11 protein-coding genes and 1 riboswitch are annotated in these 14,311 nt (G+C 72.7%); of the genes, 4 read left to right on the top strand and 7 right to left on the bottom strand.

The annotated features are described in order from the left end of the window. Positions 1 to 151: 151 nt before the first annotated feature. On the top strand, positions 152 to 433 hold the full coding sequence (locus ACZ6AQ_RS06435) for an HPr family phosphocarrier protein (protein ID WP_388694198.1): 282 nt from the start codon (positions 152 to 154) through the stop codon (positions 431 to 433). Positions 434 to 580: 147 nt separating this feature from the next. Here ACZ6AQ_RS06435 and ACZ6AQ_RS06430 read toward each other — a convergent pair whose 3' ends face one another. The 4 genes from ACZ6AQ_RS06430 to ACZ6AQ_RS06415 all read right to left on the bottom strand — a co-directional run bounded on the left by ACZ6AQ_RS06430 (position 581) and on the right by ACZ6AQ_RS06415 (position 5,433). Next, entirely contained in the window at positions 581 to 1,264 is a 684-nt protein-coding gene (locus ACZ6AQ_RS06430) for a GntR family transcriptional regulator (protein WP_468757946.1), read from the bottom strand. Between the two features lie 210 nt (positions 1,265 to 1,474). Further along, positions 1,475 to 2,245, bottom strand: coding sequence for a M23 family metallopeptidase (locus ACZ6AQ_RS06425; RefSeq protein ID WP_468757944.1), 771 nt, complete (start codon positions 2,243 to 2,245; stop codon positions 1,475 to 1,477). Between the two features lie 13 nt (positions 2,246 to 2,258). After that, a riboswitch (cyclic di-AMP (ydaO/yuaA leader) is annotated at positions 2,259 to 2,425 on the bottom strand. Positions 2,426 to 2,686: 261 nt separating this feature from the next. Continuing rightward, a complete protein-coding gene (locus ACZ6AQ_RS06420; RefSeq protein WP_468758553.1) occupies positions 2,687 to 4,054 on the bottom strand; it encodes a M16 family metallopeptidase in 1,368 nt (455 codons plus the stop codon). A 26-nt stretch (positions 4,055 to 4,080) separates the two neighbouring features. Next, the gene (locus tag ACZ6AQ_RS06415) at positions 4,081 to 5,433 is read right to left on the bottom strand and encodes a M16 family metallopeptidase (protein ID WP_388694206.1); all 1,353 of its coding nucleotides are present in this window, start codon (positions 5,431 to 5,433) and stop codon (positions 4,081 to 4,083) included. Between the two features lie 181 nt (positions 5,434 to 5,614). Here ACZ6AQ_RS06415 and ACZ6AQ_RS06410 point away from each other — a divergent pair, with 181 nt between their 5' ends. Continuing rightward, complete coding sequence (locus ACZ6AQ_RS06410) at positions 5,615 to 8,074, top strand: DNA gyrase/topoisomerase IV subunit A (protein WP_468757942.1); 2,460 nt, start codon at positions 5,615 to 5,617, stop codon at positions 8,072 to 8,074. 175 nt (positions 8,075 to 8,249) lie between these two features. Here ACZ6AQ_RS06410 and ACZ6AQ_RS06405 read toward each other — a convergent pair whose 3' ends face one another. Then, the gene (locus ACZ6AQ_RS06405; RefSeq protein WP_468757940.1) at positions 8,250 to 9,314 is read right to left on the bottom strand and encodes a CobW family GTP-binding protein; all 1,065 of its coding nucleotides are present in this window, start codon (positions 9,312 to 9,314) and stop codon (positions 8,250 to 8,252) included. Between the two features lie 460 nt (positions 9,315 to 9,774). Between ACZ6AQ_RS06405 and ACZ6AQ_RS06400 the strand changes: the two genes are divergently transcribed. Both ACZ6AQ_RS06400 and ACZ6AQ_RS06395 read left to right on the top strand, forming a co-directional pair. Continuing rightward, complete coding sequence (locus ACZ6AQ_RS06400) at positions 9,775 to 11,463, top strand: sensor histidine kinase (protein ID WP_468757938.1); 1,689 nt, start codon at positions 9,775 to 9,777, stop codon at positions 11,461 to 11,463. Continuing rightward, complete coding sequence (locus tag ACZ6AQ_RS06395; protein WP_468757936.1) at positions 11,460 to 12,149, top strand: response regulator; 690 nt, start codon at positions 11,460 to 11,462, stop codon at positions 12,147 to 12,149. Before ACZ6AQ_RS06400 ends, ACZ6AQ_RS06395 begins: the two co-directional genes overlap by 4 nt. A 19-nt stretch (positions 12,150 to 12,168) precedes the next feature. On the opposite strand, the gene ACZ6AQ_RS06390 is transcribed toward ACZ6AQ_RS06395, so the two are convergent. Together ACZ6AQ_RS06390 and ACZ6AQ_RS06385 are read right to left on the bottom strand one after the other, a co-directional pair. After that, complete coding sequence (locus ACZ6AQ_RS06390; RefSeq protein ID WP_468757935.1) at positions 12,169 to 13,761, bottom strand: solute symporter family protein; 1,593 nt, start codon at positions 13,759 to 13,761, stop codon at positions 12,169 to 12,171. Continuing rightward, positions 13,758 to 14,243 carry a DUF485 domain-containing protein gene (locus tag ACZ6AQ_RS06385; RefSeq protein ID WP_468757934.1) on the bottom strand — a complete coding sequence of 162 codons (486 nt, stop codon included), beginning with the start codon at positions 14,241 to 14,243 and terminating at the stop codon, positions 13,758 to 13,760. The genes ACZ6AQ_RS06390 and ACZ6AQ_RS06385 overlap by 4 nt, the downstream gene beginning before the upstream one ends. Between the last annotated feature and the right edge of the window lie 68 nt (positions 14,244 to 14,311).

Here is a 14,311-nt window from a genome sequence, read left to right as displayed (position 1 = left end):
CGGGTGGGGCACCGGTCGCGCGGCGGGGGTGCCCGTTGCAAGGTGGGGGGACCGGGAGGCGGTCCGGACCGGGCCGGGGACCGGTGTGAGCACCTCGCGTCCCGTGAGAGACTGGTCTAGACAACCCGCTTGAGACTTGAAGGGCAACACCATGGCTGAGCGCCGCGTCAACGTCGGATGGGCCGAGGGCCTGCACGCCCGTCCCGCGTCCATCTTCGTCCGTGCCGCCACGGCTTCCGGCGTTCCGGTGACGATCGCCAAGTCCGACGGCGCCCCCGTGAACGCCGCTTCCATGCTCTCGGTGCTCGGCCTGGGCGCGCAGGGCGGCGAGGAGATCGTGCTCGCCTCGGACGCCGAGGGCGCCGAGGCCGCGCTGGACCGCCTCGCGAAGCTGGTCGCCGAGGGCCTGGACGAGCTGCCCGAGACCGTCTGAGCCGGGACGGTCCCGGACCGGGGACGGTCCCGGAATGCCGTGACCGCCGCGATTGCGGCGGTCACGGCATTCTGCTTTTCCGACCCCTTTTCCGGGCAGCACAAAAGCCGCCCGACGAATTCCTGCTCCCTTTGTACGGCGGGCGTGTTAATTCCGGGCGCCCGTCGTGTTGACGGCATGTTGCGGAACCCTCACACGACCGCGCTCCGCCCCTTTGAGCCGGTGCAGCGACAGCGAGCGCTCCGCGTGCAGCGCGGTCAGCGCCCTCGCCCGCTCCGCGTCACCGCGCGCCACGGCGTCCACGATCGCGCCGTGTTCGGCCCAGACGTCCGCCGGCCGGGCGGGCCGCTCGACCGCGTACACCCAGGCGATCTTGTGCCGCAACTGGGTGAGCAGCGCCGTCAGGGCCGGACTGCCGCACGCCTGCGCGAGCGTCTCGTGGAACCAGCCGCCGAGCGGGCGCAGGTCCTCGTCCCGGCCCCGTCCGGCCCTCTCCTGCCCCAGCCTGACCAGGCCGCGCAGCACCTTGAGGTGGGCCTCGGTGCGCCGCTGCGCGGCCCGCGCGGCTCCCAGCGGTTCGAGCAGCGTCCGCATGTCGAGCAGGTCGGCCGCCTCCCGCTCGGTGGGCTCGGCCACGTGCGCGCCCGCGTGGCGCCGGGTGAGGACGAAGCCCTCGGACTCCAGGGTGCGCAGCGCCTCGCGGACCGGGACGCGAGAGACCCCGTACCTGCGGGCGAGCTGCTCCTCGGTCAGCCGGCTCCCCCGCGCGAAGACGCCGGAGACGATGTCGTCCCGGATCGCCGTGCACACCGAATGCGCGGGAATACGCATGTCCGACCTCCGCCTTGGTCCGCGCGAGTCCATTCGGGCGGCGCCTTTTCCGCGCCCGTGCCACGACTCTATTGCAGCCCGCCGGAATTTCCGATGCCCCGCCGGATTCCACGGACGCGTTCCGGCCGAAGAAAAGCCCCGGCCCAGTACGGGCCGGGGCTTTCCCGAGGCGGGGCCCCGGGGCCGGGGACGCGCGGAGGGGCGACGGTGTCAGACGGTGACGCCGCGGGCGCGGAGGTAGGCGACCGGGTCGATGTCGGAGCCGTACTCGGGGCTCGTGCGCGCTTCGAAGTGGAGGTGCGGGCCGGTCGAGTTGCCGGACGAGCCCGAGACGCCGATCTGCTGGCCCGGCTCGACGGTCTGGCCGACGTACACCCCGATGGAGGAGAGGTGACCGTACTGGGTGTACGTGCCGTCGTTCATCCGGATGACGATGTTGTTGCCGTACGCGCCGCCCCAGCCGGTCTCGACGACGGTGCCGGAGCCGACGGAGACGACACGGCTGCCGTAGTCGGCGTGGAAGTCGATGCCGGAGTGGCTGCCGGAGGACCAGAGCGAACCGCCGGTCTTGTAGGCGGTGGAGACGTACGAACCGGCGATCGGGAGCTGGAAGGAGTTCAGGCGGCGGCGCTCGGCCTCACGGGCGGCGCGCTCCTTCGCCTCGCGGATCTCCTTGGCGCGGGCCTCGGCCTTGCGCTTCGCCTCGGCCCGGACCTTCGCCTCGGCGGCGGCCTCGAACGCCTGCCGGTCCTGGGCGGCGGCCTGGGCGTTGACGCGGTCGACGAGGGAGTCCTCGGTGATCACCTCGATGAGACCGGTGTCCTCGGGTGAACGGTGGTCCGTGTCGGCGGCGAGCGCCGGGGAGGCGAGGGTTCCGATGACGCCGGTGGTGGCCAGCGTCGCGACGCCGGCGATGCCGGCGCTGCGGCGCGCCATCCGGCTCGGACCACGATGCTTCCCGGTGGCACGGGTGAACGCCATGAAGACGCTGTTTCCTTTCCCTCCTTCTCGCCTACCGGGTTAGCTGACGGGTTCGGAGCAGGAAGGTCTCCTACGGGCCCCTCCGTACGGAACGAAGGCGTCCGATTCACCCCAGGGACTGCGTGCGGGTCCCCGGCTCCCCTGGGCTCGCGCCTGACGGGGACTCGGCGATGGCTGTCCGGTGCCGCGGGTGCGGCGGGTACGACTGGCGAACAGCCGGATCGACGGTAAGCGGGTCGCCAGTCGATCACCAACCGAACAGGGCCTTTTGTAAGACATGCCACAGGGCAGAGGATCACTCTTGCCGCCAATACGGACAATTCCCTTGCGGGAACCCCTCCGCGGATGCCCTTCCCACAAGGAATTTTCCTGATGGGCCGTCATGTCCGGGCCCCGGTCGCGGGGACGGCGGTGGTGGACCGCCGTCCCCGCGGGGGACGGTCAGCCGCTGACGACGGTGACCTCACCGATGCCGAGCGCGCGCACCGGCTCCGCGATCTGCGCCGCGTCACCCACCAGGACGGTGACGAGCCGGTCCACCGGAAAGGCGCTGACGACGGCGGCGGTCGCCTCCACGGTGCCCGTCTCGGCCAGGCGCGCGTACAACTGCGCCTGGAAGTCGTCCGGGAGGTGCTGCTCGACCTGGTCGGCGAGCGTTCCGGCGACGGAGGCGGCCGTCTCGTACTTGAGCGGCGCCACCCCCACCAGGTTCTGCACGGCCGTCTCCCGCTCGGCGTCCGTGAGCCCCTCGGCGGCCAGGGTGCGCAGCACCTTCCACAGGTCGTCCAGGGCCGGGCCCGTGTTGGGAGTGTCCACGGAGCCGCTGATGGCGAGCATCGCGGCGCCGTTCCCCCCGGCGTCGGAGCGGAGCACCTGGCCGAAGGCCCGCACGCCGTACGTGTAGCCCTTCTCCTCGCGCAGGACCCGGTCCAGACGCGAGGTCAGGGTCCCTCCCAGGCAGTACGTGCCGAGGACCTGGGCCGGCCAGACGCTGGCGTGCCGGTCGGGACCGATCCGGCCGATGAGCAGCTGGGTCTGGACGGCGCCGGGGCGGTCCACGACGACGACCCGCGCGGTGTCGTCGGCGGTGATCGGCGGCATCGGAAGCGGCTCGCCCGGCTCGCCGGTCCAGGCGCCCAGCGTCTCCGCCAGGACCTTCTCCAGGTCCACCCCGGTCAGGTCGCCCACGACCACGGCGGTCGCCGTGGCGGGCCGCACGTGCGCCGCGTAGAACGCGCGGACCGCGGCGGCGTCGATCGCCGCGACGGTCTCCTCGGTGCCCTGGCGCGGCCGGGACATCCGGGACTCGGCCGGGAACAGCTCCTTGGACAGCTGCTTGGCGGCCCGGCGGGCCGGGCTGGCCGTCTCGTGCGGGATCTCGTCGAGGCGGTTGCGCACCAGGCGCTCGACCTCGGTCTCCAGGAACGCCGGGGCGATCAGCGCCTCGGCGAGCAGACCGAGCGCCTTGGGCAGCCGGGAGACCGGCACCTCCAGGGAGACCCGTACGCCGGGGTGGTCGGCGTGCGCGTCGAGCGTGGCGCCGCAGCGCTCCAGCTCGGCCGCGAACTCCTCGGCGGTGTGCCGGTCCGTGCCCTCGGAAAGCGCGCGGGCCATGATGGTGGCGACGCCGTCGAGACCGGCAGGTTCGGCGTCCAGCGGGGCCGGCAGGAACAGCTCCACGGCCACGACCTGCTGGCCGGGGCGGTGGCTGGTGAGCACGGTCAGGCCGTTCTCCAGGGCACTGCGGTCCGGGGCCGGGAAGGCCCAGGGGCGTGCGGTGCCCGGCGTCGGCCGCGGGTGGAACTCCATGCTCGTCAAAGACACGGCAGCGTCGGTCACTGGTCCGCCCCCTCTTCCTCGTCGCTGTCGCTCTCGCTCTGTTCGGTGGCCACCGGCTCGTAGACGAGCACCGCGCGGTTGTCGGGGCGCAGCCGGGCCGCGGCGGCCTCCCGCACCTCCTCGGCGGTGATGTCGAGGACCCGGTCGACGGCGGTGAGGGCGAGCTGCGGGTCGCCGAACAGCACGGCGAACCGGCACAGTTCGTCGGCACGGCCCGCGACGGTGCCCAGCCGGTCCAGCCACTCGCGCTCCAACTGGGCCTGGGCGCGCTCCATCTCCTCGGCCGTGGGCCCCTCGGCGGCGAACCGGGCCAGCTCCTCGTCGACGGCCGCCTCGATCTGCGGGACCTCGACGCCTCCGGACGTCTTGACGTCCAGCCAGCCGAGCGAGGGCGCCCCGGCGAGCCGCAGCAGGCCGAAACCGGCGGCGACGGCCGTGCGGTCGCGGCGGACCAGGCGGTTGTGCAGGCGGGAGGACTCCCCGCCGCCCAGGACCGTCAGGGCCAGGTCGGCGGCGTCGCACGCGCGCGTGCCGTCGTGCGGCAGCCGGTAGGCGGCCATCAGAGCGCGCGCCGGCACCTCCTCCTCGACGACCTCGCGGAGCTGCTCGCCGATGACGTCGGGCAGCGAGCCGTCGCGCGGGACCGGCTTGCCGTCGTGGGACGGGATGGAGCCGAAGTACTTCTCGATCCAGGCGAGGGTCCGCTCCGGGTCGATGTCGCCGACGACGGAGAGCACCGCGTTGTTCGGGGCGTAGTACGTGCGGAAGAAGTTCCGCGCGTCCTCCAGGGTGGCCGCGTCCAGGTCGGCCATGGAGCCGATCGGCGTGTGGTGGTAGGGGTGGCCCTCCGGGTAGGCGAGGGCGGTCAGCTTCTCGAAGGCCGTGCCGTACGGCACGTTGTCGTAGCGCTGGCGGCGCTCGTTCTTGACGACGTCCCGCTGGTTCTCCATGGACTCGTCGTCCAGGGCGGCGAGGAGCGAGCCCATGCGGTCGGCCTCCAGCCAGAGCGCGAGCTCCAGCTGGTGCGTGGGCATGGTCTCGAAGTAGTTGGTGCGCTCGAAGCTCGTCGTGCCGTTGAGCGAGCCGCCCGCACCCTGCACCAGCTCGAAGTGACCGTTCCCGTGGACCTGCTTCGAGCCCTGGAACATCAGGTGCTCGAAGAGGTGGGCCAGCCCCGTGCGGCCCTCGACCTCGTGGCGCGAGCCGACGTCGTACCAGAGGCAGACCGCGGCGACCGGGGTCAGGTGGTCCTCCGAGAGCACCACGCGCAGGCCGTTCGCCAGCCGGTGCTCGGTCGCTGTCAGGCCGCCGGAGCCGGCCTCGGCCGTGGCCGTGTGACCCATGGGCATGTACGTCCCTTCGATCGCGATGTGAAAAAGTCCTGCCACTGTATGCAAGCGCGCCGACACCTGGCGAAGTTCCCGCCCGTTCGAGATGTCCCTCTTCCGGGTCGCGGTCGGCGTTGTCGGTGGCACGGTCCACAATGGTCCGCGTCAGAGCAACCATGTTGGTGAAGGAGCCGCAGCCGCGATGGCCCGCCGCAGCACGAAAACACCGCCGCCGGACGACGCGTACGAGGAGAAGATCCTCGACATCGACGTCGTCGACGAGATGCAGGGCTCCTTCCTCGAGTACGCGTACTCGGTGATCTACTCGCGCGCGCTTCCCGACGCCCGCGACGGCATGAAGCCCGTCCAGCGCCGCATCGTCTACCAGATGAACGAGATGGGGCTGCGGCCCGACCGCGGCTTCGTGAAGTGCGCCCGTGTCGTCGGCGAGGTGATGGGCAAGCTGCACCCGCACGGCGACGCGTCGATCTACGACGCGATGGTCCGCATGGCGCAGCCCTTCTCCATGCGCCTCCCCCTCGTCGACGGCCACGGCAACTTCGGGTCCCTCGGGAACGACGACCCGCCGGCCGCCATGCGGTACACCGAGTCGCGGATGGCCCCGGCCGCGCTGCTCATGACCGAGTCCATCGAGGAGGACACGGTCGACTTCGCGCCGAACTACGACGGCCAGGAGCAGGAGCCGGCGGCGCTGCCCGCCGCCTACCCGAACCTGCTGGTCAACGGCGCCTCCGGCATCGCGGTCGGCATGGCGACCAACATGCCCCCGCACAACCTGGGCGAGGTCGTCGCGGCCGCCCGCCACCTGATCAGGTACCCGAACGCCGACCTCGACGCGCTGATGCGCTTCGTGCCCGGCCCTGACCTGCCGACCGGTGGCCGCATCGTCGGCCTCTCCGGCATCAAGGACGCGTACGAGTCGGGTCGCGGCACCTTCAAGATCCGCGCCACCGCGACCGTGACGGACGTGACGGCGCGCCGCAAGGGCATCGTCGTGACCGAGCTGCCGTTCTCGGTGGGCCCCGAGAAGGTCATCTCCAAGATCAAGGACCTGGTCGGCTCCAAGAAGCTCCAGGGCATCGCGGACGTCAAGGACCTCACCGACCGCAGCCACGGTCTGCGCCTGGTCATCGAGATCAAGAACGGCTTCGTGCCGGAGGCGGTCCTGGAGCAGCTCTACAAGCTGACGCCGATGGAGGAGTCCTTCGGCATCAACAACGTGGCGCTGGTCGACGGACAGCCGCTCACCCTCGGCCTCAGGGAGCTCCTCCAGGTCTACCTGGACCACCGCTTCGAGGTCGTCCGCCGCCGTTCCGAGTTCCGCCGCACCAAGAAGCGCGACCGGCTCCACCTGGTCGAGGGCCTGCTCGTCGCGCTGCTCGACATCGACGAGGTCATCCGCCTCATCCGGGAGAGCGAGAACTCGGCGCAGGCCAAGGAGCGCCTGATGGAGCGCTTCTCCCTGAGCGAGATCCAGACGCAGTACATCCTGGACACCCCGCTGCGCCGCCTCACCAAGTTCGACCGGATCGAGCTGGAGAGCGAGCGCGACCGGCTCAACGGCGAGATCGACGAGCTGACCGGGATCCTCGACTCCGACGCGGAGCTGCGCAAGCTGGTCTCGGCGGAGCTGGCCGCGGTCGCCAAGAAGTTCGCCACGGACCGGCGGACCGTCCTCCTGGAATCGGCGGGCGCGCCCGTCACGGCCGTCTCCCTGGAGGTCGCGGACGACCCGTGCCGGGTGCTGCTCTCCTCGACCGGCCTGCTGGCCCGTACGGCGACGGCGGAGCTGCCCGGGGCCGACCCGGACGCGAAGCGGGTCAAGCACGACGTGATCGTGTCGTCGGTGGCGGCCACCCAGCGCGGTGACGTCGGCGTGGTGACCTCGGCCGGCCGGCTGCTGCGGCTCGCGGTGATCGACCTGCCGCGGCTGCCGGACACCGTGAGCGTCCCGAACCTGGCGGGCGGCGCGCCGCTGTCGGAGTTCCTCTCCCTGGAGGCGGGGGAGACGGTGGTCTGTCTGACCACGCTCGACGAGTCCTCGCCCGGTCTCGCGCTCGGCACGGCGCAGGGCGTGGTGAAGCGGGTGGTGCCGGACTACCCGGCGAACAAGGACGAGCTGGAGGTCATCACCCTCAAGGACGGCGACCGGATCGTCGGCGGGGTCGAGCTGCGGACGGGCGAGGAGGACCTGGTCTTCATCACCTCCGACGCCCAGCTGCTGCGCTACCAGGCGTCCCAGGTACGGCCCCAGGGCCGGCCGGCCGGCGGCATGGCGGGGGTCAAGCTGGCGGCGGGCGCCGAGGTCGTCTCCTTCACGGCCGTCGATCCGGCCTCGGACGGCGTCGTCTTCACGGTCGCGGGCTCCACGGGCGCCCTGGACTCCTCACTCGGGACGTCGGCGAAGCTGACGCCCTTCGACCAGTACCCGCGCAAGGGCCGTGCCACGGGCGGCGTCCGCTGCCACCGCTTCCTGAAGGGCGAGGACGTCCTGCTCCTGGCCTGGGCGGGTGCCGCCCCGGCCCGCGCCGCCCAGAAGACCGGCGCCCCGGTCGACCTCCCGGAGGCCGACCCCCGCCGCGACGGCTCGGGCACCCCGCTGGCGAAGCCGGTGGACGTGGTGGCGGGCCCCGCCGTCTGACCGGGTTCACCCGGGCCCCGGGGGCGGGCGGAAGCACCGCCTCCGGGGGCCTCTCGCGTCCGCCGGAGACCGTGGGCCGGGTCCGGGGCGCGGTCGCCACCGGGCGCGCCGCCGGGCCGGCGTCGGCTCGACGGGCCCGCCCCGTCTCGGCCCGGCCAGGTCAGGTCAGGTCAGGTCAGGAGACCGCGTCCTCCTGGCCCGGGTCCTGCTCCGTCTGCTGCACATACCGCAGGACGCCCCACATGCTGTGCTCGTCGGGCACGTCCTCCGGGCCGTTCAGCTCGCAGGCGGCGAGGTCCTTGCGCAGACGGGCCGCGTCGGTGCCGGAGCCGATCAGGACGAGCTGGGTGAGGCGCTCCTCGCCGGCGGGCCAGGGCTCCGGGTAGAACCGGAGGAAGCGCCCGACCGCGTGGACGGTGTAGCGGTTGACCGGGTCGGCGGCGCCGAGGTCGACGAAGCCCTTGATCCGGTAGACGCCCTCGGGGCGCGCGTCGAGGAACTCCATCAGACGGCGCGGATGGAGCGGCGTCGAGGCGGTCAGCGAGAACGCCTCGTAGTCCGCGTGCGGGTGCTCCTGATCGGTCTCGCCGGGTTCGTACAGGACGTCCTCGATCGACATCTGGCCCTCGATCTCGCCGTCCGGCACGACCCGGTCGAAGAGCAGTTCCGGGTCGACGCGTCCGTGGGAGGTCTCGACCACGGCGGCGCGTCCGGCGAGTTCCGCCACCGTTTCCCGTACGGCCCGCAGCTCGTCCCCGGGCACCCGGTCGATCTTGTTGACGACCACGAGATCGGCGACGGCGAGGTGCCGGTCGGTTCCGGGGTGCCGCTGCCGGGTGGTCTCGAACTCGGCCGCGTCGACGACCTGGACGAGCCCTCCGTACACGGTCCGCTCGTTCTCGCTGGCGAGCACCATGCGGACGAGTTCCTGCGGCTCCGCGAGTCCGCTCGCCTCGATCACGATCACGTCGAGCCGGGACTCGGGCCGGGTCAGGACCTCCAGGTACTCGTCGAGTTCGCTCGCGTCGACGGCGCAGCACAGACAGCCGTTGCCGAGGGAGACGGTGGAGCCGACCTGGCCGGCGACGGTCATCGCGTCGATGCCGATGTCGCCGAAGTCATTGACCATGACCCCGATGCGGGTGCCCCGGGCGCTGCGCAGCAGATGGTTGAGGAGCGTGGTCTTCCCGGCCCCGAGGAACCCTGCCAGGACGACGACGGGGATCTGCTGTGTGGTCAAGGGAACGTGCCTCCGGTCGTACTCGGTCGCGGTCTCCGTGGCGCGCCACCCCGCGGAAAGGCCCAGGATAGGCGGCCGGCCGGCCGGTGGCGGGCTCCGGAACGGCGCGGTGCCGCGGGTACCGCTGCGGTCCTCCGGGTCCTACCCCGCTCCCGCCCCCGCACGCGCACCGCCTCCGCCCGCCGGCCCCTGGCCCCGCACGCCGCGTCCCGGCCTTCCGTCCCCTCTCGCCCCCGGCCCGGCCTTCCGTCCCTCCTCGTCTCCCCTCTCGTCTCCGTCCCGGCCTTCCGTCCTCCCTCGTCTCCCCCTCGCCCCCGTCCCGGCCCCGGATCTCTCCCCCGCCCTTCGCGTGGCCCCCGCAGCGTTTTCCCCACCGTCCCGGCCTCCGCGACCGGCCCGGTGCCCTTCGTCCGGGAGGCTCGTTTCCCGTCCCGGGGTGTCTCCCCGTACCTTTTCGGACATGAACCCCGCACAGACCGGCCTTGCGCGCCCCCTCGCGCGCCGTCGGCGGTTCGGGTGGCCCCAGCGGGTGTTCTCGCAGGTCCTGCTGATGCAGCTGGCCATCGCGACCGGCGTGACCGTCCTCGCCACTGGACTCTTCCTGGCTCCGCTCGGCGCACAGCTCGACGACCAGGCCATGCGGCGCGCCCTGGCCATCGCCGGGGCCACCGCGTCGCCCCGGCTCGCCGCCGGCCTCGACGCCGGGCCGCCGTCCGCGCGGGGTCCGGTGCAGACGGAGGCCGAGCGGGTCCGGACCTCCACGGGCGCCGAGTACGTCGTCGTCATGGACACGCGAGGAGTGCGCTGGTCGCACCCCGATCCCGCCCGCATCGGCGGGCTCGTCTCCACCGATCCCAGCACCGCCCTGGCCGGGCGGGAGGTGATGGAGATCGACGACGGCACCCTGGGCCGCTCGGCGCGCGGCAAGGTGCCGCTGCGCGACGCGGACGGGCGGATCGTCGGAGCGGTCTCCGTCGGCATCGAGTACGACAGCGTCCGCGCCCGGCTCCTTGCCGCGATCCCCGGCCTCCTGGCCTACGCCGGCGGGGCGCTCGCGGCCGGCGCCCTGGCCGCGTACCTGATCTCCCGGCGTCTCCAGCGGCAGACCCACGACCTGGCCTTCTCCGACATCTCCGCCCTCCTCGCCGAACGCGAGGCCATGCTCCACGGCATCCGGGAGGGGGTCGTGGCCCTGGACCGCAACGGCTCCGTACGGCTCATGAACGACGAGGCGCAGCGGCTCCTCGGCCTCGGCCCCGAGGCCGCGGGCCAGCCGCTCGACGAGGTCCTCGGCCGGGGCCGCACCTCCGACGTCCTCGCGGGCCGGGTCACCGGCGAGGACCTGGTCACGGTCCGGGGGCACCGGGTACTGATCGCGAACCGGATGCCCACGGACGACGGCGGCGCGGTGGCGACCCTCCGCGACCGCACCGAGCTGGAACGCCTCGGCCGCGAGCTGGACTCCACCCGGGGCCTGATCGACGCCCTCCGGGCCCAGGACCACGAGCACGCCAACCGGATGCACACCCTTCTCGGCCTCCTGGAACTGGAGATGTACGAGGACGCGGTGGAGTTCGTCACCGAGGTGGTCGGGGTGCACCGGGCCACCGCCGAGCAGGTCACCGAGAAGGTCCACGACCCGCTCCTCGCCGCGCTCCTGGTCGGCAAGGCCACCGTCGCCGCCGAGCGCGGCGTCTCGCTGCGGATCGCGCCCGGTTCCCTGCTGCCGGACCGGCTCGTCGACCCTCGCGAACTGGTCACCGTCGTCGGCAACCTCGTCGACAACGCCCTGGACGCCGCCGCGGGTACCCCCGAAGCCCGGATCGACGTCTCCTTCCGCGCCGAGGGCCGGGCGGTCGTCCTGCGGGTCTCGGACAGCGGGCCCGGTGTACCGGAGGACCGCCGTGAACTGATCTTCACCGAGGGCTGGACGACGAAGCCCCTTCCGTCCCACGGAAAGCGCGGACTCGGCCTCGCCCTGGTGCGCCGGCTCGCCGAGCGCCGGGGCGGAACCGCCGCCGTGACCGGAGGCCCCGACGGCGGCGCCCGGTTCACCGTCGTCCTCCCCGACGCGCTCTCCGACCCCTCGGACGACCCGGGGCCCGGCGTGCCCACCGCGTCACCGGGACCGGCCGGTGAGGCGCGATGATCGACGTACTCGTGGTGGACGACGACGTGCGGGTCGCCCGGATCAACGCCGCCTACGTCGCCAAGACGTCCGGCTTCCGGGTCGTCGCCACCGCCCACTCGACCGCCGGGGCGCTCGCCGCCCTGGACGCGCGGCCGGTGGACCTGGTCCTCCTCGACCACTACCTGCCGGACGAGAACGGCCTCGCGGCGGTACGCGAACTCCGCGCGCGTGGCCACCAGTGCGACGTGATCATGGTGACGGCGGCCAGGGACATGGCCACCGTGCAGGCGGCGATGCGGCACGGTGCCCTCCAGTACCTGGTCAAGCCGTTCAACTTCGCCGGACTGCGCGCCAAACTGGAGGCGTACGCGACGCTCCGCCGCACCCTGGAGGGCGGGGGCGAGGCCGAACAGGTCGAGGTGGACCGGATCTTCGGAGCCCTGTCGGCGGGCTCCGTCGCCCCCGACCTGCCCAAGGGCCACTCCCCCACCACGGCCGAACTGGTCCGGCAGGTCCTGCTCGCCGCCGACGGCCCGCTGTCCGCGCAGGAGATCGCCGAGCGCTCCGGCGTCAGCCGCCAGACCGCCCAGCGCTACCTGAAGCTCTTGGAGCGCGCCGACCGCGTACGCCTCTCGCTCCGGTACGGCGAGACGGGCCGCCCCGAGCACCAGTACACCTGGACGACCCCGCCGACCGCCGTCTGACGCCCGGAACGGGACCGGGTCAGACCGCTCCCGCTCCGGTGAGCGCCCGGACCTCGGTCTCCGCGTGCCGCGCCTCGTCGGGCGGCTCGGCGGAGGTGACCGTACCGATCCAGCCGGCGAGGAAACCGAGCGGAACGGACACCACGCCCGGGTTCTGGAGCGGGAAGAGGTGGAAGTCGACGCCGGGGAACAGCGCCTCGGGGGCACCGGAGACGACCGGTGAGAACAGGACCAGCAGCACGGCCGGAACCAGGCCGCCGTACACCGACCAGACCGCCCCCCTGGTCGTGAACTTCCGCCAGAACAGCGAATAGAGCAGCACCGGCAGGTTGGCGGAGGCCGCGACCGCGAAGGCCAGGCCGACGAGGAAGGCCACGTTGAGGTCGCTGGCGAGCAGTCCGAGACCGATGGCGGCGGCGCCGATCACGGCCGCGGCGACCCGGGCCACGGCCACTTCGCTGTACTGCCTCGCGTGCCGGCGGCGCAGCGACGCGTAGAGGTCGTGGGCGACGGAGGCCGAGGAGGCGAGGGTGATCCCCGCGACGACGGCGAGGATGGTCGCGAAGGCGACGGCGGCGACCACCGCGAAGAGCACGGTGCCCCCGGTGGAGCCCGCGCCTCCGCCGAGGTCGAGCGCGAGGAGCGGTACGGCGGTGTTCCCGGCCGCGTTGGACGCGCGGACCTCGTCGGGGCCGATGAGGGCGGCCGCGCCGAAGCCGAGCACGATGGTCATCAGGTAGAAGCTGCCGATGAGGCCGATGGACCAGACGACGGAATGCCGGGCGGCCCGGGCGGTCGGCACGGTGTAGAAGCGCGACAGGATGTGCGGCAGCCCCGCCGTGCCCAGGACCAGGGCGATGCCGAGGCTGATGAAGTCGAGGCGGGCCGTCCAGTCGCCGCCGTACCGGAGTCCGGGGGCGAGGAAGCCGGGGCCGTGGCCGCTGCGCTCGGCCGCGGTGGAGAGCAGACCGTTCACGTCGCCGTGGAAACGGAGCAGGACGAGGACGGTGAGCGCGACCGTGCCCGCCATGAGCAGGACCGCCTTGACGATCTGGATCCAGGTGGTGGCCCGCATGCCGCCGAGCGACACGTAGATCACCATCAGGGCCCCCACGCCGATCACCGTCCAGGAGCGGGCCGCCTCGCCGGTGCCGCCGAGGAGCAGGGCGACCAGGCTTCCGGCGCCCACCATCTGCGCCACGAGGTACAGCACGGAGACGGCCACCGAGGACGTCCCGACGGCGATCCGCACGGGACGCTCGGACATCCGCGCGGCGACGACGTCTGCCAGCGTGAACCGCCCGCAGTTGCGGACCAGTTCGGCGACCAGCAGGAGAACGACCAGCCAGGCGACGAGGAAGCCGATCGAGTACAGCATGCCGTCGTAGCCGTAGAGCGCGATCAGTCCGGAGATGCCGAGGAAGGACGCCGCCGACATGTAGTCGCCGGCGATGGCGAAGCCGTTCTCCATCGGTGAGAACAGCCGCCCGCCGGCGTAGAACTCCTCCGCCGAACCCCGTCGGCTGCGGCTCACCCAGGTGGTGATGCCCAGGGTCACGGCGACGAAGGCGCTGAACAGCACGAGCGCCAGGGTCTGGTGGTCTCCGGTCACCGCTGTGCCGCCCCTCGGGTCATCTCCTGCGTGTCCCAGCGCAGTTCCAGCGCCGCCCGGTCCCTGCGCAGCCGCGCGTGGCGCGCGTAGGCCCAGGTCAGCAGGAAGGTGGTGAGGAACTGTCCGAGCCCCGCGACCATCGCCACGTTCACCGCTCCGGCGACCGGCCGGGCCATGAGCCCCGGCGCGGCGGTCGCCGCCACGACGTAGGCGAGGTACCAGAGCAGGAAGGCGGAGGTGGCCGGGAAGACGAACCGGCGGTAGCGGCCGCGCACCTCCTGGAAGGCGGGGCTGCGCTGGACCTCCAGGTAGATCTCCGCCGCGCTGGGGACCCGCTGCCGCGGCACCGCGCCCCGATGGCCGTCGCCGGCCGTTCCGCTCTCCGCCCACCCCTCCCGGCCCGGGGTCGTCACGTCGTACCAGGGGTCGTCGGCCGGCACCGTCGAAGTGCCGCGCCCCTCCTGCTTGTCCACCTGCTCCACCGGTCCAACTCTCCTTGTCAGCGGACCGTTTCGGCCGCGCGTCCAAGGATGGACAGAGCGGGAAGTTC

The organism is Streptomyces sp. NPDC041191 (assembly GCF_055591945.1).
This window is presented reverse-complemented; position numbering and strand designations above follow the sequence as displayed.